General features: G+C 68.5%; 21 protein-coding genes. 15 read left to right on the top strand and 6 right to left on the bottom strand.

Annotated features, from left to right (window positions below):
- Positions 1–85: 85 nt before the first annotated feature.
- From ACFWYW_RS42725 to ACFWYW_RS42690, 8 genes are all read left to right on the top strand, one after another.
- Positions 86–949: a carbohydrate ABC transporter permease gene (locus tag ACFWYW_RS42725; RefSeq protein WP_379611226.1), complete on the top strand. Its 864-nt coding sequence runs from the start codon at positions 86–88 to the stop codon at positions 947–949.
- A complete protein-coding gene (locus ACFWYW_RS42720; protein ID WP_379611225.1) occupies positions 946–1761 on the top strand; it encodes a carbohydrate ABC transporter permease in 816 nt (271 codons plus the stop codon). The genes ACFWYW_RS42725 and ACFWYW_RS42720 overlap by 4 nt, the downstream gene beginning before the upstream one ends.
- 223 nt (positions 1762–1984) lie before the next feature.
- A complete protein-coding gene (locus ACFWYW_RS42715; protein ID WP_379611224.1) occupies positions 1985–3265 on the top strand; it encodes a hypothetical protein in 1281 nt (426 codons plus the stop codon).
- Positions 3265–4815 (top strand): hypothetical protein, encoded by a 1551-nt coding sequence (locus ACFWYW_RS42710; RefSeq protein ID WP_379611223.1) that lies wholly within the window; start codon positions 3265–3267, stop codon positions 4813–4815. Before ACFWYW_RS42715 ends, ACFWYW_RS42710 begins: the two co-directional genes overlap by 1 nt.
- The gene (locus ACFWYW_RS42705; RefSeq protein ID WP_379611222.1) at positions 4815–6299 is read left to right on the top strand and encodes a hypothetical protein; all 1485 of its coding nucleotides are present in this window, start codon (positions 4815–4817) and stop codon (positions 6297–6299) included. The genes ACFWYW_RS42710 and ACFWYW_RS42705 overlap by 1 nt, the downstream gene beginning before the upstream one ends.
- Positions 6300–6607: 308 nt before the next feature.
- On the top strand, positions 6608–6868 hold the full coding sequence (locus ACFWYW_RS42700) for a hypothetical protein (protein ID WP_379611221.1): 261 nt from the start codon (positions 6608–6610) through the stop codon (positions 6866–6868).
- Positions 6865–7173, top strand: a complete 309-nt coding sequence (locus ACFWYW_RS42695; RefSeq protein ID WP_379611220.1) for a type II toxin-antitoxin system PemK/MazF family toxin — start codon at positions 6865–6867, stop codon at positions 7171–7173. Before ACFWYW_RS42700 ends, ACFWYW_RS42695 begins: the two co-directional genes overlap by 4 nt.
- Positions 7174–7503: 330 nt before the next feature.
- Complete coding sequence (locus ACFWYW_RS42690; RefSeq protein ID WP_379611218.1) at positions 7504–7782, top strand: hypothetical protein; 279 nt, start codon at positions 7504–7506, stop codon at positions 7780–7782.
- Positions 7783–7847: 65 nt separating this feature from the next.
- Here ACFWYW_RS42690 and ACFWYW_RS42685 read toward each other — a convergent pair whose 3' ends face one another.
- Positions 7848–8450, bottom strand: a complete 603-nt coding sequence (locus ACFWYW_RS42685) for a TetR/AcrR family transcriptional regulator (RefSeq protein ID WP_379611217.1) — start codon at positions 8448–8450, stop codon at positions 7848–7850.
- A gap of 91 nt (positions 8451–8541) precedes the next feature.
- On the opposite strand from ACFWYW_RS42685, the gene ACFWYW_RS42680 reads away from it, so the two are divergent.
- The 3 genes from ACFWYW_RS42680 to ACFWYW_RS42670 all read left to right on the top strand — a co-directional run bounded on the left by ACFWYW_RS42680 (position 8542) and on the right by ACFWYW_RS42670 (position 11028).
- Complete coding sequence (locus ACFWYW_RS42680) at positions 8542–9507, top strand: ketopantoate reductase family protein (protein WP_379611216.1); 966 nt, start codon at positions 8542–8544, stop codon at positions 9505–9507.
- Between the two features lie 92 nt (positions 9508–9599).
- Entirely contained in the window at positions 9600–10805 is a 1206-nt protein-coding gene (locus ACFWYW_RS42675) for a cytochrome P450 (RefSeq protein ID WP_379611215.1), read from the top strand.
- 28 nt (positions 10806–10833) lie between these two features.
- Positions 10834–11028 carry a ferredoxin gene (locus ACFWYW_RS42670; RefSeq protein ID WP_379611214.1) on the top strand — a complete coding sequence of 65 codons (195 nt, stop codon included), beginning with the start codon at positions 10834–10836 and terminating at the stop codon, positions 11026–11028.
- 685 nt (positions 11029–11713) lie between these two features.
- Here ACFWYW_RS42670 and hisC read toward each other — a convergent pair.
- The gene (gene hisC, locus ACFWYW_RS42665; RefSeq protein ID WP_379611213.1) at positions 11714–12769 is read right to left on the bottom strand and encodes a histidinol-phosphate transaminase; all 1056 of its coding nucleotides are present in this window, start codon (positions 12767–12769) and stop codon (positions 11714–11716) included.
- 101 nt (positions 12770–12870) lie between these two features.
- On the opposite strand from hisC, the gene ACFWYW_RS42660 reads away from it, so the two are divergent.
- Genes ACFWYW_RS42660 through ACFWYW_RS42650 form a run of 3 tightly spaced genes read left to right on the top strand, consistent with a single transcriptional unit; the run spans position 12871 to position 17844 of the window.
- A complete protein-coding gene (locus ACFWYW_RS42660) occupies positions 12871–13557 on the top strand; it encodes a TetR/AcrR family transcriptional regulator (protein ID WP_379611212.1) in 687 nt (228 codons plus the stop codon).
- Between the two features lies 1 nt (position 13558).
- A complete protein-coding gene (locus ACFWYW_RS42655) occupies positions 13559–16096 on the top strand; it encodes an ABC transporter ATP-binding protein/permease (RefSeq protein WP_379611211.1) in 2538 nt (845 codons plus the stop codon).
- Positions 16093–17844 carry an ABC transporter ATP-binding protein gene (locus tag ACFWYW_RS42650; protein WP_379611210.1) on the top strand — a complete coding sequence of 584 codons (1752 nt, stop codon included), beginning with the start codon at positions 16093–16095 and terminating at the stop codon, positions 17842–17844. The genes ACFWYW_RS42655 and ACFWYW_RS42650 overlap by 4 nt, the downstream gene beginning before the upstream one ends.
- On the opposite strand, the gene ACFWYW_RS42645 is transcribed toward ACFWYW_RS42650, so the two are convergent.
- Both ACFWYW_RS42645 and ACFWYW_RS42640 read right to left on the bottom strand, forming a co-directional pair.
- The gene (locus ACFWYW_RS42645) at positions 17831–18550 is read right to left on the bottom strand and encodes a phosphotransferase family protein (protein ID WP_379611209.1); all 720 of its coding nucleotides are present in this window, start codon (positions 18548–18550) and stop codon (positions 17831–17833) included. The genes ACFWYW_RS42650 and ACFWYW_RS42645 overlap by 14 nt on opposite strands.
- Positions 18551–18582: 32 nt before the next feature.
- A complete protein-coding gene (locus ACFWYW_RS42640) occupies positions 18583–18870 on the bottom strand; it encodes a hypothetical protein (protein WP_379611208.1) in 288 nt (95 codons plus the stop codon).
- A gap of 182 nt (positions 18871–19052) precedes the next feature.
- Here ACFWYW_RS42640 and ACFWYW_RS42635 point away from each other — a divergent pair, with 182 nt between their 5' ends.
- A complete protein-coding gene (locus ACFWYW_RS42635) occupies positions 19053–19385 on the top strand; it encodes a hypothetical protein (RefSeq protein ID WP_379611207.1) in 333 nt (110 codons plus the stop codon).
- 158 nt (positions 19386–19543) lie between these two features.
- On the opposite strand, the gene ACFWYW_RS42630 is transcribed toward ACFWYW_RS42635, so the two are convergent.
- Both ACFWYW_RS42630 and ACFWYW_RS42625 read right to left on the bottom strand, forming a co-directional pair.
- Positions 19544–19990, bottom strand: a complete 447-nt coding sequence (locus tag ACFWYW_RS42630; RefSeq protein WP_379611432.1) for an RloB family protein — start codon at positions 19988–19990, stop codon at positions 19544–19546.
- A gap of 174 nt (positions 19991–20164) precedes the next feature.
- Positions 20165–21442, bottom strand: coding sequence for an ATP/GTP-binding protein (locus tag ACFWYW_RS42625; protein ID WP_379611206.1), 1278 nt, complete (start codon positions 21440–21442; stop codon positions 20165–20167).
- Between the last annotated feature and the right edge of the window lie 369 nt (positions 21443–21811).

Here is a 21811-nt window from a genome sequence, read left to right as displayed (position 1 = left end):
ACAGGACGCGCTCTTGCCGTCAATCCCTGGGCTATGTACGCTGCAGAAAATTCTGGCCCGCCGTTATCCATCTTTAGGACTACCAATGCCCGGACAGCGGTGGTACACCCCCTACCTCTTCGCCCTCCCGGCCCTGGCCTTGTTCGGGGTCTTCTTCGTCTGGCCCGCCGTCACCGCGATCCAGCTGTCGTTCATGCGGTACGACGTGGTCTCGCCGCCCGCCTTCGTCGGGATGGACAACTTCGTGCGCCTCCTGGGCGACGAGAAGTTCTGGACCGCGACGCTCAACTCGGTGCTGTTCCTGATCGGGCTGTTCCCGCTGCTGGTCGTGCTGCCGTTGCTGCTGGCCGTACTCGTGAACCAGAAGCTGCCGGGGATCAGGACCTTCCGGATGCTCTACTACCTGCCGGTGGTCACCTCGATGGTCGCGGTGGCCGTGGCCTGGGAGTACGTCTTCAACCAGCAGGGCGTGCTCAACTGGATCCTCACCGGCGCCGGCCTGCTGGACCAGCCGATCCAGTACCTGCTCGACCCGTTCTGGGCGCTGCCCGCGCTCATCGTGGTCGAGGGCTGGAAGAGCATGGGCTTCTACATGATGATCTACCTCGCGGGGCTGCAGACCATCGACACCTCGCTCTACGAGGCGGCCCGCGTCGACGGCGCCACCGCCTGGGACCGGCTGCGGCGCATCACCGTGCCGCTCATGATCCCGTACATCGCCGTCGCGTTCACGATGGAGATGCTCGACGCGATGCAGGCCTTCACCTCGGTGTACGTCATGACCCGGGGCGGACCGCAGGACGCGACGCTGACCCTCGGCTACTACATCTGGTCGGCCGGCTTCGAGCACTACGAGATGGGCTACGCCAGCGCCATCGGCCTCGTGCTCTGGGTGGTCATGATCGCGCTGGCGATACTCAACCACCGCCTCACCAGGGGGAAGTCGTGAGAACACGCAACATCGGGATGTACGTCCTGCTCACGGCGATCGCCCTGGTCTTCGTGGGCCCCTTCCTCATCCTGCTGTCGTCGGGGCTGAAGCCGTCCGACCAGGCGGTCTTCGCCTTCCCGCCCGACATCATCCCCCGGCCGCCGGTCCTGGACTGGGTGAGGGAGGCGTGGACGGCGATCCCGTTCCCCCGCTATCTGCTCAACTCGGTCATCTACGTGGGCGCGATGGTTCCCGCGTACGTGCTGGTCTCGGCGCTGTGCGCGTACCCGCTGGCGCGGCTGCGCTTCCGCGGCCGGAACCTGATCTTCCTGGCGATCCTGTCCACGATGTTCCTGCCGGGCGAGGTCATGCTCATCCCGCGGTTCCTCGTGGTCTCGCAGCTCGGCCTGGCCGACACCTATGCCGGGGTGATCCTGCCCGGCCTGCTGTCGGCGTTCGGGATCTTCCTGCTGCGGCAGACGTTCGCCGGGGTGCCGCGCGAGATCGTGGACGCCGCGCGCACCGACGGCTGTCACGAGCTGCGCATCTTCTGGCACGTGATGCTGCCCGCCGCCCGGCCCACGCTGGCCATCCTCGCCATCTTCGGCTTCATCTCGGTCTGGAACAGCTTCATCTGGCCGCTGGTCGTGCTCAAGGACTCGGCCAAGTACCCGATCGCGCTCGGGATCGCCTATCTGGCCGGGATCACCGGCACCGACGTCAGGACCCTCGCCGCCGGGACGATCATCTCGATCATCCCGGTGGTCGTCGTTTTCATGCTCATGCAACGCCACGTCCTCGAAGGCATGCGAGGCGCAGTGAAAGGCTGACCGCGATGTTGACCCGCAGGCAGTTCGGTTTGGGCGCGATGGCTCTGGGGTTACCCCTCACCGCGCGCCCGGCAGGCTACGACTACACCACCCGGGAGACGTTCGACCTGTTCGACAAGGTCTTCCACGACAGCGGGCTGACCGGGCAGCCCACGCACACCAACGAACTGGGCGCCCTCGGGTGGGGTGGGGCCAGTCGTACGTGTTGTGCGCGTTCATCCGGATGTACGAGGCCTACAAGGACACCCACTACCTCGACCGGCTCATCCACAACGCCGACCTGGTGCTGGCCGGGCGTGACTCGGTGCGCGGCGTGACGGACTACCGGGGGCTGTCGCTGCCGGGCTGGCGCAACACCAGCTACACCGCGGGCGGGGTCATCCTGCTCGACGCCGCCGGCACGCCGGTCCTGGAGGTCCGCAGCGCGCTCACCAACGTCAGCGACGCCGTCGTCACCGTGAAGGCGGGCAGTTCGGCCGAACGCTTCACGATCGTGGTGGACAACCCGAAAAAGAAGCGCGTCTCCACCTTCACCGACCTGACCGTGGACGACACCGTGGACAACGCCGTCGAGCGCGTCCTGGCCGCCTACCCGACCCCCAACATGGTCACCGCCAAACGGCTCGCCCCGGGCGCGCCCGCGCACGGCACGTTCCCGATGGCGGCGGCGCCCGTGCACTTCTCCGTGCACACCGGCATGATCACGTATCCCATGGCCGCCTTCGTCCGTCTGGTCCGTCAGAGCCCCAGGCTCCAACGCATCACGAAATATCGGGACAAGGCGCGTGAGTACCTCCAAGCCGTCCGCGAGGCTGCGGCCATCCACGACCGCGAGTGGCACGACGGCGGCTACTTCATCTGGCCCAAGCACATGCCGGTCCCCTACGACGGCACCGAGCAGCCCCACAACCAGTCGCTCGGCCTCGGCCAGACCTATGCCGAACTCGCCGCCGCCACCGGCGAGCACCGCTACCGCGAGCGCACCCGGGCCATGGCCCGCACGTTCGGCCGCGACCTGCGGACCAACGACAAGGACGCCTACGTCTGGCCCTACTGGCCGGCGTCCGGGGTGATGTACCGCGGCTACACCCAGGCCGACGACGTCTCGGAATGGACGCCGTCGTACGGCAGGCCGCCCGTGGGCGCGCAGCAGATGGAGGACCTCAGCCACGCCGGGATCGACGTCGAGTTCGCCGGCGCCGCCCACCGCGCCGGCCTCGGCTTCCGCGGCCACGACATGGTCCGCCTCGCCCGCACCTACACCCGCAACCTGGCCACCAGCGACAACGGCGTCGCCACCACGTTCCTCTACGTCGACGGTGGCGGCGGCCTCGCCCCGGCCGGGCAGTACCTGCAGGCGCCCCGCTTCATGCCCGTCGCGCAGTGGGACCCCGGCCTGTTCACGCACGCCCGCAAGGTCTACGACGACCACGCCGTGGAGTCCCAGGCGGGTTCCACGCTCCTGAGCGTCGCCTATCTCAACTGGTTCGCCCGGAGGTCCTGATGCGTCTGTCCCGCCGCCAGTTCACGCTCGGCGCCCTCGCTCTCTCCGGCACGGCCGTTCTCCCTGGTTTTCCCGGTACGGCACGCGCCGCCTCCGCCCACGACTACACCGCCCGCGAGACCTTCGACCTGTTCGACCGGACCTTCCACGAGAGCGGCAGCGCCGGCCAGCCGTCCGGCACCAACGAGCACGGCGGCCTGGCCTGGGGCCAGTCGTACGTGCTGGCGGGCTTCGTCCGCATGTATGAGGCCTACCAGGACACCCACTACCTCGACCGGCTCATCCACAACATCGACCTGGTGCTGGCCGGGCGCGACTCGGTCCGCGGCGTCACCGACCACCGGGGCCGCTCGCTGCCCGGCTGGCGGGCCATGGCGCCCTACACGGTCGGCCTGGTGACGCTGAAGGACGCGGGCGGGCAGCCGCTGATCGAGATCCGCACCGCCCTGACCTACGCCGACAACGCGGTGGCGACCGTGCGGGCGGGCAGCTCCGCCGACCGGTTCACGCTGGAGGCGCGCAACAACCGGACGAACCTGGTGGCGACCTTCACCGACCTGTCGCTGGATCCGGCGGCGGCCGACTACGCGGTCCGGCGGATTCTCGACGCCTATCCGACGCCTACGCTGGTGACGGCGCGGGAGCTGCGGGCCGCGCCCGCGGGGAACGCGGTGCCCGCGCTCGGGGCCACGGCGTTCGTGTCGCAGCCGGTGATCTTCACGGTGCACACCGGGATGATCACTTATCCGATGGCATCGTTCGCCAAGATCGTGCTGCGGAGTCCGCGGCTGCGGGCCGTACCGAAATATCGGCACAAGGCGGTGGAGTACCTGAAGGCGGCGCGGGACGCGGCGGCCGTCCACGACGACGAGTGGCGGCAGACCGAGGACGGCCGGGGGTATTTCGTGTGGAACAAGGGCACGCCGCTCGCCTACGACGGCACCGAGCAGCCCACGAACCAGAGTCTCGCGCTCGGCCAGACCTACGCCGAACTCGCCGCCGCCACCGGCGACCCCTTCTACGCCGACCGGGCGCGGCGCATGGCCAGGACCTTCCTGCGCGAGGTCGAGGCCGACGCCGACGACGCCTACGTGTGGTCGTACTGGCCGTCGTTCGGGCGGACCTACAACGGGTTCGGCAAGGCCGACGGCGTCTCGGAGTTCACGCCTTCGGGCGGACCCGCGCGGCAGATCGAGGACCTCAGCCATGGGGCGATCGACGTCGAGTTCGCCGCCGCGGTCTTCCGCAACCGGCTGTTCTACAAGGGCGCGGACATGGCGCGCTTCGCGCGTACCTACAGCAAGAACCTCGTGGCGCCGCCCGGCGCGGACGGCATCGCCACCGCCTGCCAGCGCGTCGACGGCACCGGCAGCACGACCTCCGCCGGGCAGTATCTGCAGGCGCCGCGGTGGATGGCGGTGGCGCAGTGGGACGAGGCGGTGTTCACGCACTCGCGGGCCATCTATGACGGCCGCGCCGTACAGCCGCAGCTCGGTTCTTATCTGGGCTGTGTGGCCTACCTCAACTGGCACGCCCGAAGGGGGTCGTAGTGTTACTCAACCTGGTCGTGGCGGGGACGCTCGCGCTGAGCGGCGCGCACTCCGTGGAAAGCCCCTGGCTCACCAAGTACAGGGCGCTTGAGGCGCAGATCGGCGCCTCCGTCTACAACGACCGCAGCAGCGCGACCCTGGCCTGGGGCGAGAGCTACATCATGCGCAGCTACCTCGACGTCTACCGGGTCACCCAGGACACCGCCTGGCTGGACAAGCTGGTCACCCACGCCGACACGGTGATCGCCAACGCCGACGACGTGGACGGTGACGGGTTCCTCGGGTGGAGCACCGAGCGGTACTCGCCGGTCGAGATGGCCAACACGGGGTTCGAAAGCGGTGACGGTGCGCTTCCCACTTCGTGGACTCGCTTTCAGGACACCGGCAGCCATGTCTATCGCACGACCGACGCGGTCGCGGGCACCCAGTCGGTGCGGGTGGTCTCCGACCAGACCAAGTGGAAGAAGCTCTACCAGAACGTCAACAGCGCCTACGAGGGCGGATCCACCTACGTTCTGCGCGGATGGGGCAAGAAGGCCGGGTCGGTGACCGGGCGGATCGTGCTGCGCAACGGGTCGACGACGATCTGCGCGCTCGACTACACCTCGACGAGCTGGACGTTCAAGCAGGTCGAGTGCAAGCTGCCCACCGGCGGGCCGCAGCTTCGGGTGTGGCTGGAGCACGCCTCCTACACGGTGGCCGGATCGGCGTCCTTCGACGACGTGAAGCTGAGCGGCCGCTTCCCGTACATGGTGCACGATGCCATGATCGGCAGCCCCATGGCCGAGTTCTCCAGGCTCGTCGCCCAGACCCCCGCCTTATCCGGATATAACGCGAAAGCGGCGGCGTATCGTGGCTTTCTGGAGACCGAGATCGTGCCCCGCTGGGAACAGAGCGCCTACCTCGGCAACACGTGGAACGGCACCACCTGGCGCCAGCCCCCGAACGTCGACACCCTCTCCCACACCGGCACCGGCAACGACCTGCCCTTCAACATGGCCCTCGGCTTCGCCAACCTGCTGACCGTCCTGCACAGCCTCAACGGCGACCCCGCCTACCTCCAGAAAGCCAACTCCACCGTCCAGTGGGCCAAGTCGAACCTGGTCAGCTCCGGCGGCGCGTACATCTGGAACTACGGCACCTACACCACCATGAAAGAGGACCTCTCCCACGCGAACGTGGACCTGTCGGCGTTCCTGGAGTCGTACCGGCGCGGGCAGGTGATGACCACCGCCGACATGATCGCCCTCAAGAACACCCTCAAACTCAAAATGTGGAACGGCTCCACCACGGCGCCGGTCTTCAGCCTGCGGGTGGACGGCACCGGAGCGGCCAATGGGACCGACTACTTCCTGCACTCGTGGATCGAACTCACGGAGTGGGACACGCAGGTGAAGGCGCTGGTGGCAGCCAAGTACACCAACTTCACCCCCACCAACTCCTCCCACCTGATCACGTTGTCCCGCCTGCTCGCCCACGGCTAAGGGCGAGGACCTCCCTGCGGTCGGGCGCTTTACCGACGGCCCACCCCTTACCCACCTAAGTGGTTGGGCCGTTGGAGCCCGCCCCGGTCAACGGACCTCGCTCCGCTCGGGCGCCTTGATGATGCGCGCCTGCGGCGCGGCTCGCGCGTACGGAGGCAGCGCGCTCATGTCCGCCAAGTCACCCGCGACGAGTTGCCCTCCCTCCGGCGGCTGGAAGATACCCTCGATCAGGAGCGGCGCGAACCCTACATGGGCGGGGATCGGAAATCTTCCTACCCATGGTAATACTGCACGGGTATACTCCGAGTATGGCCATGGAGAAGACCTCAGTCAGCATGGACGCGTGGATCCTCAACGCCGTTCGCAAGCACGCAGAGGAACGCGGGCTCAGCGTCTCGGCCGTCCTGGCGCGCGGCGCGCTGCGCGAGATCGCCGCCGACCACACGCCGACAGCCCGAGCTGCGGTGTACGGCGCCGGCGCTTTCGCAGCCCAGGAAGCTGACGAGCGGATCACGACCGAGGATGTCACGCGCGCCGCCGACGAGCACCGCTCGGGCGAGGCGGCGTGAGCCATCGCTTCGGCGAGCTGTGGACCGTCCAGCTCGGCGACCGGAACGAGGTTCGCCTCATCGTCTCCGGCGACTTCTACCACACGCTGTACGGCGACAACGTGCTCACCGCGCATGTCGAGGCCGCTGACATGGCACGCGCCCTAACCGCGTTCGTGGTGGACGTCGGCGAGGGCCGCGCCGCCATGGTGGATCGCATCAGCACGGTGGCCGCAGTCCGGCTCAAGTCGAAGGTGGGCGACCTGCCGGACGAGCAGGTTGCCGCCGTGCGCGGCATGATCGCGACCATCTTCGGCACCGCCTGATAGCCCAACCCGCCGTAGGGCGCTGAGCGTGGCGACCTTCTTGACGTTCTTGTAGCCGATGCCGCCCAGCTTGCCGTTGAGCTCGCCGCAACTGGAGAAGCCGGCGGCTTCTTCGGTGGTGTCGGGCGGCTCGCTGGCGTGCGCCGCGATTAGGGCCAAGGCTAGAGCGCCTGGGCGAAGCGAGGACTCACAGGGGCAACGACCCGGCTGGAACCACGCGCTGAGCGAGGCGGGGCACCTCAGGCGTTCGATGGTTCTCACGCCCTAGTCGTATGCCGTGGCCTGGCGCACGGCCGTACGGTGGATGCTCACCCCGGTATGGAGGTCACGGTGTCCACCACGCAACACGACGGCGAGGCGTTGCTCCCACGTCCACCGCTGACGACGGCTGCGTTGCGGGCGGCGGTGGCGCAGATCGCACCGGCCTACCTTGCCCAGTTCGTCGAGCACCTCGACCAGGCGACCGAGCAGGCAGCGCGGCAGAGCACCGTGGCACCCCTGCACGCCTTCCTACGCCAGTGGGGCGAGTTCGTGGCGATCCACCGCTACCCCATCAAGGCCGCACGCCTGCGCGAATTGGAACAACAGGTCGCCGCCGCCGACGAGTGACGCCTAGGTGTACTGACCACAGAGGCCAGGCACAGGGGAAGGGCTTCCGGGTTCGGTGTGGTGCCTCAACTCGATGGTGTACGGGTGGCCGCCTGAGCTGAGTGCGGGCTGCGGAGCCCGTCCAGCACGAGGGTGATGAGACTGTCGGCCTCGGCCCGCCAGCCGGGGCGGTCGTGGGCCGCGCCGATGCCGTGTAGCGCCATCATCACGGCACCGGCGTCCACGTCGTCACGGACGGCGCCGTCCCGTACGGCGGCGGCCACCAGGTCGGTGACGGCCTGCTCCAGCGACCGGCTGCCCTCGGCGAGGGCGCCCGAGCGATCGGCCATGAGCGTGGCCAATGTCCGGGCCAGGCCCTCGTGGGCGTCTATGTGGTCGACCATGCCGCGTAGGAAGGTCGCCAAAGCCTCCGCCGCGGGCAGCGTGGCCTGTAGCTCGCGGGCGCGGTCGCACAGCGCGGCGACTTCCCCGTGGTAGACCGCCTCGGCCAGCGCCTCCCGGGTGGGGAAGTGGCGGTACAGCGTGCCGGTGCCCACCCCGGCCAGCTGGGCGAAGTCATCGAAGCGCAGGTCGAAGAAGTCCCCGGCGTCGAAGACCTCTCGTGCCTTGGCGATCAGGACATCGCGGTTGCGTTGGGCGTCGGCCCGCAGCGGCTTGTCGGCGGTCATGCGCTACCTCGCGTTGACAAATGGAGATGATCTCCATATCTTGAAAAAGTGGAGATTGCCTCCAAATCGATCGTACCCCACGAGGTGCAGTGTGAAGATCCTGATGTTCGGCCGAGGCGTGATCGCCACCATCTACGGCTGGGTTCTGCAACAGGCGGGACATGACGTCGAGTTCTACGTACGGCCCGGCCGCGCGGCGACGTACGGGGACGCGGTGGACCTCGACCTGTTCGATATGCGGCGCCGGGTGTGGGGGCAGCGTGTCGCCGAGAAGTGGCCGGTGCGCTACCGCGAGGCGCTGGAGCCGGACCACGACTTCGACCTGATCGTGCTCAGCGTGCCGCACCACCGCCTCGCGGAGGCGACGGACTTCCTGGCCCCGCGTGTCGGCCAGGCCACGGTGCTGATCTTCGGCAACCTCTGGACCGAGCCGCTCGCCGCCATCGGCGCACTCCCCACCGGCCAGATCGCCTGGGGCTTTCCCCAGGCCGGTGGCGGTTTCGGCGCGGACGGCGTACTCCACGGGGCACTGCTGCCGTCGGTCATCTTCGGCACGCTCGACCGGCCCCCGGCCAACCGGGAACGGGCCGTGCGCCAGGCGTTTCGCGAGGCCGGGCTCCGGATCAAGGAGCGGCCCGACTTCCGCGGCTGGCTGTGGGTCCATTTCGCGTCGGATGCCGGCATGTTCGCGCAGGGCCTGCGGCTGGGTTCGCTGTCCAAGCTGGCCGGGGCAAGGGGCGACCTGCGCGAGGCGCTGCTGGCCGGCCGCGAACTGCTGCCGCTCCTCCAGGCGCGCGGCCTCGACCTGCGACGGCACCGGGGCGCTGTGCTGCCGTTCCGGGCGCCCACCTGGCTGACGGCACCCGTGCTCGCCTGGCTGACCGCTCATGTCGCGCCCGCGCGCGTGAGCCTCACGGCGCACTCCGACCCCGACGCCGAGGAGCCGCGCGAGGTCTGCCGGGACACCCTGGCCGAAGCACGACGGCTGGGCATCTCGGTACCGCGACTGGAAGCGGCGGAACCGAACTTCGCCCGCGAGGGGACGGGTCGAGGCTGAATGTGCCGATCATCCCAGAGCCAACCCGGTCACACCCGGCCTTCGCTGTCCAGCCTCTATCGCCTGTCCGTGACGTCGTGGAAGGAAATGTCATGACCACCACCGAGAAGCATGAGTTCCCCATGGCCCGTACGTGCCCGTTCGCGCCGCCGCCGGCGTATGAGGAGATCCGCGAACAAGAACCGGTCTCGCGGGTTCGTCTGCCCGACGGCGGGTGGGCGTGGGTGGTCAGCCGCCACGAAGACATGCGAACCGTGTTGAACGACCGGAGGTTCAGCGCCGACCGGCAGCATCCGGACTTCCCAGCGCTGGTCGAGGGCGAGGCGGCGTCCCGGCGGCCGGACGAGGAGCGCTTCCTGATCGCGATGGACCCGCCCGAGCACGGGCCGGCGCGCAAGGCCGTACTCGGCGAGTTCACGGTACGCCGGTTGGAGGCGCTGCGGCCGCGGATCCAGGAGATCGTCGACGGGCGGATCGACGCGCTGCTGGCCGGGCCGCGGCCCGGTGACCTGGTGGACTCGCTGTCGCTGCCGGTTCCGTCACTGGTGATCTGCGAGATGCTCGGTGTGCCCTACGCCGACCATGAGTTCTTCCAGAAGCACACGGTGGCGGTGATCAAGCAGTCGACGCCGCCCGAGGAGCGGTGGGCGGCCATGAGCGCCATCCAGGGCTACATGGCCGACCTCGTCGCGGAGAAGGAGAAGAACCCACCGGACGACCTGCTCGGGCGCCAGATCGTCAAGCTGCGCGCGGACGGCACCTACCGGCGGACGGCACTGGCCGGCATGGGCTTGCTGCTGCTCGTGGCCGGCCACGAGACGACGGCGAACATGATCTCACTGTCGACCGTGGCGTTCCTGCGCAACCCGGAGCAGCTCGCGATGATCAAGGCCGACCCAGGCAAAACGCTCAACGCGGTCGAGGAGATGCTGCGGTACTTCACGATCATCGACGTGGCGACGGCCCGGCTGTGCGTCGAGGACATCGAGGTCGGCGGGCAGCTGATCCGCGCCGGAGAAGGAGTGCTGGCGCTCGGCCATTCGGCCAACCGGGACCCGCGAGCGTTCGAGAACCCGGACGAGCTCGACATCGAGCGCGGCGCGCGCCACCACGTCGCGTTCGGGTTCGGGCCGCACCAGTGCCTGGGCCAGAACTTGGCCCGGATGGAGCTACAGATCGTGTTCGACACGCTGTTCCGCCGCGTGCCCACGCTGGAGCTGGCAGTGGATGTCGACGAACTGCCGTTCAAGGACGATGCGAACATCTATGGCCTGTACGAGCTCCCGGTGACCTGGTAGCACATCCCCACCTCAGGAGGAGAAGGCCATGAAAATCATCGCGGACACCGGAAGGTGCGTCGGCGCCAGCCAGTGCGTGCTCACCGAGCCCGCGCTGTTCGACCAGAGCGAGGACGACGCCACCATCATCGTGCTGAACGAGACACCGGACGGCGAGCTGGTCGAGAAGGCCCGCGAAGCGGTGCACGTGTGCCCCAGCCAGGCCCTCTCCCTGGAGGAGTGAGTCAATCCGTGGATGGCCTCACAGCCTGAAAGGATCACGCTGAACGGCGCGGCACCAGGTCGTCACTGACGTGTGACATGTGCGCCGGTCCGACTCGGATCATGCTGACGTCGTGGCCGGGGCGTTGATGGAGCTTGTCTTCCAGCTCGGCCTCGGCAGGCTTGTGCCAACGCCAGGTCCCTGATCACACGAAATCGATGTTGAAGACGATGAACACACACAGGAGTACCGCCAGGCCCAGGACAGCGAAAATCGCCAGCATGATGGCGGTGACCATCACTCTGTCCTTCCACGGCTTCGATGTCACTGCCGCATGATTCCATGGGACGAGTTCGTCTGGATGACGACATCGCGTGTAGCGTCCCTCATCGGCCCGCACTCACGAACCCGATGAGCCTTTCCGGTCACAGCACTTGGGAGCACGGTCGGCTTGCATTGGCCCGCGGGTCTACCAGGATGGCGATGGCGTCCTGGTAACCCACACCGCGCAAGCCGTGCGCCGAAGGCGCACGCAATGTCAGGCAGCCCGAGCGAAGCGAGGACCGACAGGGGCCGGGGCCACGGCCCGGCTGGAAACACGCGCGGAGCGAAGCGGAGCACCTCGCGTTCCGGGCGGGCTCCAACCGGCCAACCACTTAGCTGGGCAACGGGTGGGCCGGAAGACGCGCGGAGCGCCTTGCCCTTGTCAGCGGAACGCCGCTGCCGCCTTGAGGAAGGTGTCGTTGGCCTCCGGGTCTCCGATGGACACCCGTGCCCCCTCCCCCGCGAACGGCCGGACGGCCACGCCCTCCATCCCGCAGGCCGAAGCGAACTCCAACGTCCGCTCCCCCAACCGCAGCCACACGAAGTTCGCCTCGGTGGGCGGCACCTCCCATCCCTGCGAGATGAGCGTCTCCCGTACCCGCGTACGTTCCTTGACCACCGCGTCCACCCTGGCCAGCAGTTCGTCTTCCGCCTCCAGCGAGGCGAGGGCGGCGATCTGGGCGAGGCTGTTGACGGCGAAGGGGATGGTGACCTTGCGTACGGCCGCGGCCACCGGCTCGTGCCCGATCAGGTAGCCGACGCGCAGCCCGGCCAGGCCGTACGCCTTGGAGAAGGTGCGCAGCACGCAGACGTTGGGCCGCTCGCGGTAGATGTCGAGCCCGTCGGGGACGTCCTCGTCGCGCACGTACTCGCGGTAGGCCTCGTCCAGCACCACGAGCACGTTCGAGGGCACCCGGTCCAGGAACGCCGTGAGCCGGGCCCGCCCGATGGGGACGCCGGTCGGGTTGTTCGGGGTGCAGACGAAGATCATCCGGGTCCGGTCGGTGATAGCGTCGGCCATCGCGTCCAGGTCGTGTTCCTCGTTCACCAGCGGCACCCGTACCGAGACCGCCCCGGCGAGGTCGGCCAGCAGCGGGTAGGCCTCGAACGAACGCCAGGCGTAGATCACCTCGGCCCCAGGTTCGCTCACGGTCTCGAACAGTTGCTGCGCCACCGTCACCGAGCCCGGCCCCAGGGCCACGTGCTCGGCGGGAACCCCGAAGCGCCCGGCGAGCGCCTCGGTCAGCCGTGCCGACGCCGGGTCGGGGTAGCGGTTGATCTGCCGCGCGCCTTCCGCGATCGCCTCGACGACCGAAGGCAGCGGGTCATAGGGGGATTCGTTCGAGGACAGCTTGTGGGACCGGCCGTCGGCGCTGACGACGGCCTTGCCCGCCTTGTACGCGGGCATGGTGTCCAAAATGGCGCGGAAACGAGGCATGGCCACACTGTAATCCCCGGTCCGCGCCTCTTGCGCTACGCCTGCCCGTCTCCTAAGTTATGGGCCATAACTAAGGTTAGCCTTACCTATAGGAGTGAGCGGTGCGGACTGGTGGGCGGACAGCCACGTTCAGCCACGAGGACGTGGTCGCCGCGGGCGTACGCATCGGGCTGCCCGAGCTGACGGTCCAGGCGGTCGCGGAGGCGCTCGGCGTCACGCCCACCGCCGTCTACCGGCACGTGCCGAGCCGGGCGGCGCTGGAGACCCTGGTCGGCGAGGCCATCCTGAACGAGCTCACGCTCCACGACGACCCGGACCGCCCCACCACCGCGCACCTCGTGGCGTTCGGCCGACAGTTGCGGCAGTTCACGCTCGCCCACCCGGGCACCGCCCAGTACCTGCAACGGCTGTTCCCACGCGGCCCGTCCGGCGTCCGGCTGCTCGAAACGCAGATCAGAGCCCTGGCCGGGCGCGGGTACGCCCCCGCCGCCGCCACCATCCTCAGCTCCGCCGTGGCCACGGTCACCATCGGGATCGCCGCGGCCGAACAGGCCCAGGACGCCCAAGCCCGGCTCGACCCTCCTGGCACCGAGGAGAGCACCCGCGAGGCCCTGGCCGCGATGGCCGGTTCGCCACTGGTGCGGGCGGCCACCCTGGGCATCCCCGCCCATACCGCCGACGACTACTTCGAGCTGGTCCTGACCTCGCTCGCCGAAGGGCTGGTGGCCAAGCTCCCACCCGGGCGCGACGTGGCCGACCTCGCCGCCGCACTACGAGAGGAACACTGAGATGGCCCGCGGCTACGGCGGGGTGGTGATGAAGGCGTTCGGCGCCGACGAGCACACGCTCACCGTCGTGTCGTACACCGACATCACCCCGCACTTCCGGCGCATCACCTTCCACGCCCCGACGCTGTTCGACGGCCCGCCGATCGAGCCGGCGAGCTGGGTACGCATGTGGGCCCCCGACCCGGACCGCCAAGGCCGCGAGCACCAGCGCGGCTACACCCTGGTCGCCCCCGACACCGACACGTGCGAGGTCAGCCTGGAGTTCGTCCTGCACGAGCCGGCCGGCCCCGCCTGTATCTGGGCACGCCAGGTGAAGATCGGCGACACGGTCCAGGTGAGCCGGTGGTCCTCCGGCCAGTTCACCGCGCCCACGCCGGAGCCCGACGGCTACCTCCTGGTCGGCGACGCGGCAGCGCTGCCCGGGATCAACGCGATCCTGGCGGCGGTGCCCGAGACGACCCCGGTCGAGGTCATCCTGGAGCGCTTCCACGACGACGACCTGGACATCCCGCTCACCGCCCACCCCCGCGCCCGGGTCACGTGGGTGCAAGCGACCGGCGACGACTCCGTGCTCGCCCGCGCCGTGGAGGATCGCGACTGGTCCGACTGGTACGCGTGGGTGACCACCGAGTCCGCCGCCACCAAGCGGGTACGCGAACGGCTGAAGGAGCTCGGCTTCCCGAAGGCCGAGGTGAAGTCGCGGGCGTACTGGATCAAAGGCAAGGCCATGGGCGTGGACCGCCCCACCGAAAGCGAGGAGCGGCCGCGGACGCCGCCCGCCCCCAAGCAGACCGGGCAGTGGCGCTCGCGGGCCGGCGCCCGGCTGCTGGCGCCGCTGAAGTCGCGGCTCATCCTGGCCGGTGCCTTCCAGGCCGTCGTCTCGCTGCTGCAGCTCGCGCCGTACCTCATCCTGGCCGAGCTGTGCCGCCGCCTGCTGGCCGGCGGCGCCGTGGCCGCGGGCGTGACGGAGCTCGGGCTGCTCGCGCTGGTACTGCTCGGCGTGGGCACGACGCTGGCCGGGGTGCTGGTGCTGGCCATGCACGCGCTCGACGCCGGGTTCGGCCACCACGTCAGGGCGAGCGTGGTGCGCAAGCTCGCACGGGTGCCGCTCGGCTGGTTCACCGACCGCACCTCCGGCAAGATCAAGCAGGCCGTGCAGGACGACGCGGCCAGCGTGCACTACCTGGTCACGCACGCGGTGCTCGACATCGTGGCGGCGGTGGTCACGCCGCTGGCCGTGCTGGGCTACCTGTTCTCCGTCTCGGCTGGACTGGCCGCGATCCTGCTGGTGCCGCTGGCCTTCTACGGCGTCCTGACCGGGCGCATGGTGGCCGCCTCCGGCGCGGCGCTGCCGAGGTTCTCGGTCTGGGAGACGCGGGTCGCCTCGGAGGCGGTCGCGTACGTGGACGGGCTGGCCGTCGTGCGCGCCTACGACGCCGGGCCCGCCGGCGGCTTCCGCGCCACGCTGGAGGAGCGTGCCCGCTTCCTCGACGCGTGGCAACGCCCGCTCGGCGGCCGCAAGACCGTGGTCGACCTGGTCACCCGGCCGCTGACCTCGCTGCTGCTGATCATCGTGACCGGCGGCCTGATGGTGGCCGGCGGGGTGCTGAGCGCCGCTGATCTGCTGCCGTTCCTGCTGCTGGGGGTCACGTTCGGGGCGCAGCTCCTCGCCGCGGGGTACGGGCTCGGCTCGGTCCGCGAGGGCTTCGACGCCGCCCAGCGGATCGGACTGCTCCTCGACGAGCCCGAACTCCCGGAACCCGACGCGCCCCGGCCACTCCCGGCCGGCGAAGGACGCCCGGTGCGCTTCTCCAGCGTCTCGTTCGGCTACACCCCGGAGCACGAGGTCCTGTCCGGCATCGACCTCGAACTGCGGCCGGGCACCGTCACCGCCCTCGTCGGCCCGAGCGGCGCCGGGAAGTCCACGCTCGCCGCGCTACTGGCCCGCTTCCACGACGTCACCGCCGGCCGTATCACCATCGACGGCGTGGACCTCCGCGAACTCCCCCTCACCGACCTGTACCGGACGGTCGGCTTCGTCTTCCAGGACGTCGCGCTGATCCGCGGCAGCGTCCACGACAACATCGCGCTCGCCCGCCCCGACGCCACCCGCGAGGAGGTGGAGCGGGTGGCCCGCGCCGCCCAGATCCACGAGCGGATCGCCCGGCTGCCCGGCGGGTACGACACCGTGCTCGGCGACGAGGCCCGGCTGTCCGGCGGCGAGGCGCAGCGCCTCACGATCGCGCGGGCGCTGCTGGCCGACCCGGGCGTGCTCGTGCTCGACGAGGCCACCGCCTACGCCGACCCGGAATCGGAGCACCAGGTTCAGGAGGCGCTGAGTCACCTGGTGGCCGGCCGTACCGTGCTGGTGATCGCGCACCGCCTGCACACCGTGGCCGGCGCCGACACCATCGTCGTGCTGGACGGCGGGCGGATCGTCCAGCAGGGCGCCCACGCGCGCCTCGTCACAGAACCCGGCCTCTACCGCGAGCTGTGGCAGGCCACCTCCATCATCGAGCAGCCGAAGGCCTCCGCATGATCCTCCAGACCCTCCGCCTGGCCGGCGACCGCGGCGCCGCCGTGCGCTACGCCTGCCTGCTCACGCTGAGCACCCTCCTGCGGGCCGGCGCCATGCTGAGCCTGGTGCCGCTGCTGTCCGCCCTCTTCTCCGCGAACCCCGCCGGCGCGCTCCCGTGGATCGCCGTCCTGGCCGCGCTCGTCGCCGCCGGATGGGCCAGTGACTACGCCGTCACCGGGGCCGGTTTCGCCATCGGCTTCGGCCTGCTCGGCAACCTGGAAACGCAGATCGTGGACCGGCTCCAGCGCATCCCGCTGGGCTGGTTCACCGGCGAGCGGCGCACCGGCGCGCAGCGCGCCCTCACCTCCTCGGGCCGCGAACTCTGCCAGGGCATCACGCACCTGCTCACCCCGACCGTCAACGCCCTCGCCCTGCCGGCGCTGATCGGGGCCGGACTGCTGTTCGTCGCGTGGCCGCTGGGCCTGGTCGCGCTGGCCGCCGTCCCGCTGCTGCTGGGAGCGCTGTGGCTGAGCGGGCGCTGGCTGCGCGCCGCCGACTCCTCCTATGACGCCGCCTCCGGTGAGCTCGCTCAGCGCATCATCGAGCTGGCGCAGTCACAACCGGCATTGCGTACGGCCGGCCGTACCGGCGTGGAAGGCACCGCGATCGGACGGGCACTCACCCGCCAGCGCAAGGCCGCACTACGGCTGATCGGACTGGGCATCCCCGGCCAGCTCGTCTTCGGATTCGCCACGCAGGCGGCGCTCCTGGGGCTGGCCGCCACCGCCGTCACCCTGGGCGTCTCCGGCGAGCTGAACGCGGCCGAGGTGGTCGCGGTGATCATCGTCATCGTCCGGTTCATCGAACCGTTCACGACGCTGGCCGATCTGTCCCCCGCGTTGCAGAACATGCGCGGCACCCTCACCCGCGTCCACGCCATCCTCGACGCCCCCGCCCTGGACCCGCTCCAGGGCGACGCCGAGATCCTGCCCCGCCACGACGCCGCCGCGCTGGAACTGCGCGACGTCCACTTCGGCTACGAGCCGGGCCACGACACGATCGCCGGAGTCTCCTTCGCCGTCGAACGCGGCACCACCACCGCGGTGGTCGGCCCCTCCGGCGCCGGCAAGAGCACCCTGCTGGCGCTGATCGCCCGCTTCCACGACGTGGGCGCCGGCGCCGTCCACGTCCGCGGCCACGACGTCCGCCACTACGACCCCGCCGTCCTGATGGGCCAGCTCGGCATCGTCTTCCAGGACGTGTACCTGTTCGACGCGAGCCTGTACGACAACGTCCGCCTCGGCAACCCCGCCGCCACCGAGGACGAGATCCGCGCCGCCGCCACCGCCGCCCAGCTCGACGAGGTCATCGCCCGCCTCCCGAACGGCTGGGAAACCCGCGTCGGCGAACGCGGCACCTCCCTGTCCGGCGGCGAACGCCAGCGCGTCAGCATCGCCCGCGCCCTCCTCAAGAACGCGCCCCTGCTCCTGCTCGACGAGGCCACCGCCGCACTGGACACCAACAACGAACGCGCCATCATCGGCGCCCTGGAATCCACCGGCCGGGACCGGGCGACGCTCATCATCGCCCACCGCCTCAGCACAATCGCCCGCGCCGACCAGATCGTGTTCCTGGAGGCCGGCCGCGTGGTGGAGTCGGGAACCCTGCCCGAACTCCTCGCCCTGGACGGCCGCTTCGCCGGCTACTGGCGGCAACGCGAGCAGGCGGCCGGCTGGACCCTCGTCCCCGCCCCCGCTAGAGCAGGCTGAGCATCCGCCGCGCCGGTGCTTCCGCGCGCGTGCGCAGCAACCAGAACAAGGCGAGCAGCCGACGACACTCGATGAGCCTGGCGGCCTCCCCGGCCGTCAGCTCCAACCGATCCAGCACGCCATCCATCCCGCCGACGCCGCCACGCCAGACCGAGACGTGCTCCAGCACCTCGGCCAGTTCGAAGGCGCGGTCACCACGACCCGCGTACTCGAAATCGACCAGGCGGATCCGGCTTCCGTCCCACAGGTAGTTCGCAAGATTCCCGTCACCGGTACCGAACACCGGGGTGCCCGGCCGCGCCAGCCGTTCCGCCAAGTCCGGCCGCCGCACCCACGCGTCCGCTCGCCGAAGCGCGTCCGCGACCACCCCCACTTCCTCCCCCGCCGCCAACCACCCCCGCACCCGCTCAAGCAGAGCGACCGCATCACCAGCCCGAACAGGCACTTTCTCCAGTACGGCCGGCGGCACCGCCCGCTGCACCCTGTCCACAGCCTCGGCCAAAGCGTCTGCCAGGACGCCCTCGACAACTTCGTCCACAGCCGACCCGGCGACCCGGGACATCACCACACTCGGCGGTTCGCCGTCCAGATCGGCACTCACCGGCACGGGCGCCAGCCCGGGCGCGTACCGATCGAGCAACCCCAGCGCCCGCCACTCCCGCTCCGGCTGCCCATGCTCGACGGACCGGTAGCGCTTGACGACCACGCCAGGTCCCATCTCGATGGCGTGCGTACTCCTCACGCCAGCTTGGCCCGCACGATCTCCCCCAGCGGAACGTCCGCCACCTTCCGCCACTCCTTGGGCCGCCGCCGCCCGACACGCAACTCGACCTGCTCCTCCACGACCTCGTCCACGGCGCCGATGGCGGCCTCCAGGATCTGGTGGGCCCGGTGCCTGTTGGCCCGGTGGGGGGTGCGCTTGTTGCGGCGGATGTTCTTGCGAGAACTCTTGTCATTCTCGCCGTACGCGTTGCGGCGGTCCTTGGCGTAGCTCAGAAGCTTCTTCTCCTGCGGCGTCCTCTGCACGATCACGACGATACCCCAGCCACGTCATCCGTTTTAGTTCGCAGAGAGCTTTTGGCAGGTCAAGGGGCGCTCCCATGCGGAGCCCGACAGTCAAGCAGTGGCCACTTCTTATTCGATAGTCGTGTTCCGCGGGCGTTGCCAGGGTACTCCATCGTCGGACGAGCAACGAAAGGAATTCCATCATGACCTCGGTTAACCTGACACATCTCTCGTGCCTTCGCACGGAGGACAGCGAAGAAGACGAAGTCTACATCAAGGTAAACGGCTCGCGCGTATGGCCGAACTCCGATGCGGTCCCCATTTCACCGGGGCACACGGTTACGATCTCAAAGAGCTTCCATTTGGATCAGGACACCATGACCATTGAACTGTTCGACGAAGACACCGAGCCCATCGATCCCGACGACAGCCTCGGAACGCACACGGTCAGAGCATCCGAGCAAGGCCATGGACAGCTGGAGGCGAAATTCAACGGCTCTGGCTCGCAGTACTCGCTCTTCTATACAGTCACATAAACGCGACACACGTGATCGTCGGATCGCTGCGGTACTCGCCGTCGAGCGTGGACCTGAAAATGATCTCCGGACGGCGCAAGTCCCCCCACCTGCTCATCGAGAAACTCGGCAATCGGACACAGCCCCGCTGTTACCCGCGGATGTCGGCAGATGACACCTCAATCCTTGCCCTCCAGACTCCACAGGAACTTGTACATCCCAGAAGATGGATTGTTGTGCGAGAAGACTGTTCCGTTCAGATCATGCCGGACGTCAAGCCTCTCGGCATGACGCGCAGCCTTCTTCCGCATGGGCATGTACGCCTCGGCGTCGATGCTCTTACCGGGCCTCCCATCCAACCTGCGCGATGACCGTTCCGCCGACTCGGTGTCCATGAAGGCGCCGCAAGCTTGATGGTGCAGCATTAACCAGATCTCGAAGCACGGATTGGATATCGCGAGGTTGATGTCGTTGGACTTCGCCAGATTGACGGCCTGCGCGAGGTTCGGATGATTCAGGGGCCATTCAACATCAAAGAGGCACCAGCATTCATCCACTTCCGGATCTTTCTTGTACCCCACTGCCTTGCGGACCAGCGTCAGCGGAACGCCATGATCGAGATGGATGTGGATGCTCAGCGCGGGTGTTCTCGGCTATGTGTGCAAGCCTTTTCAGGCCGTTGATATAGTCGGGCTCCGAATTCCGGCCTTCGCAGAAGACCACGATGGTGCGAAGCTCAGGGCGCTTTTCCGCTTGCCGCCGCAGTGGCCTGCCGCCCTTTGGCCGCCCTTTCGCGCCCATCAGCCGATCAGCCCAAGCGCGCGGAGCAGCGCGGACTGATCCACTTGGGGAAGCGCGCCAAACCTTCCGTGCAGATAGGCGTTCTCGAGGTTCTGCGACTTCCGTACTCGCTCGCCCGCGAAGTCGGCCAGCGCGCCGAGACGAGTTGAACCGTCCGGGCGTTTTTCCGTCAGCCAAACCTCGTCTCTGTTGAGAGAGTTCAACAGGCTGGCATCGTGAGACGTGAAGACGAGCTGGGCGCCGCGCGGATTGGTCACCGGGCTGTGGAAGATGCGGAGCAGCTCGGCAGACAAAGTCGGATGCAGGCTCGCATCAAGTTCGTCGAAGAGAACGGCAGTGCCCGTCCTGAGCGCCGTCAGAACCGGGCCGATGAGTGCGAACCAGGTCCTGGTGCCTTCTGATTCGGCATGCCATTCGAACGGCATGGTTTCATTCAGTGTTCTGTGGAGCAGACGAAACCGGCGTCGAGCGCGTCCCTTGGGCTCGGAATAGCTCTCGTCCTGGTCCTCGATGATCACGTCCTCGATACCTAGATCGGCGAGCCGCAGCAGCGACAGCGCTTGTTCGCGACCTCCGATGATCCCGGCATCAAGCTCGCTCTCCCCGAACAGCGAGAGCTGATCGCCGGGCTGTTCGAACCATCGAAGCGTCGAGAGCGGAGCCTCACCGTACGGCAGGCCACGCATTCGGTGCCTGGCCGTTTGCCCAAGCACGTGCATTCTCATGAAGCTCGCGGCGAAGTCCGTGACGAGCGGCTCGTCGAACCTCCGCGCGACCGAGAGCGCCAGGGTGCGCTGCGTCATCAGTTCCCGCGTACCGGACAGGCCCCCGAGTCCTCGCTGGAGCTTCAGCTCCATTTCCTCCCGCTCGAAGATTCTCCGGCGCTTCTTCTCCGGGTAGTGGAAGAGCCCTTCGTATACGACCCGCTCGCGATCCAGTTCAAGCAAGTACTCGAATCGCACACCCTTGATCGCGATCTCGACGCTGAAGCTGCTCGGGGTGACCGGGCCTTCTCCGAAGGCGAACGGCTCGATCGGGATCTCGTCTTCCCAGATGCGTAGAGAGTGCCGCACGGCATCGCGCAACCACACGAGCGCGTCGATCACGTTCGACTTGCCTGAGGCATTCGGCCCGTAGATCGCCGCTATCGGCAGAAGGCTCTCCCCGAGCAGCGAGACCGGACGCGCTTCTTCGCGATCACGATCGATCGCAACCATAGAGAGCTCGATGGGTTCACTGATCGAACGGTAGTTGGCAGCCGCGAACCTGATCAACACATTCACACCTTACCTTGCGTCATTGGCGTTGACACAGGGTCAGTATCGTAAAGATCGCACGAAAACAAGGCTCTGTCGGCAGGCAGACCGCAATCACTATGGCTCACCGCTTGATCCTTGCAAGACTTGAAGGGCGAGGTCCAGCCACCGCGCCTTGCACCGTTTCCTCCCGCCGGCCTGACTTCGTAGACGGGAAGTAGATCCACATGCCGGCCAGCGAGGGGACCAGCCCTCATCGCGCGGAAGCGATGTCAGCTGCCGCCTCGCCCGTCGCGATTGGCTCCATACAACCCGTTCGTCGACCACATGCTCCGCGTCGATCTGAACGCACCAGCAAAGCAGCGCCACCACACCCAGCCCGCTCTACCT

The organism is Nonomuraea sp. NPDC059023 (assembly GCF_042740095.1).
GTDB lineage: Bacteria > Actinomycetota > Actinomycetes > Streptosporangiales > Streptosporangiaceae > Nonomuraea.
Note: the sequence above shows the minus strand (reverse complement) of the source record. Positions and strands in the feature narration are given on the sequence as shown.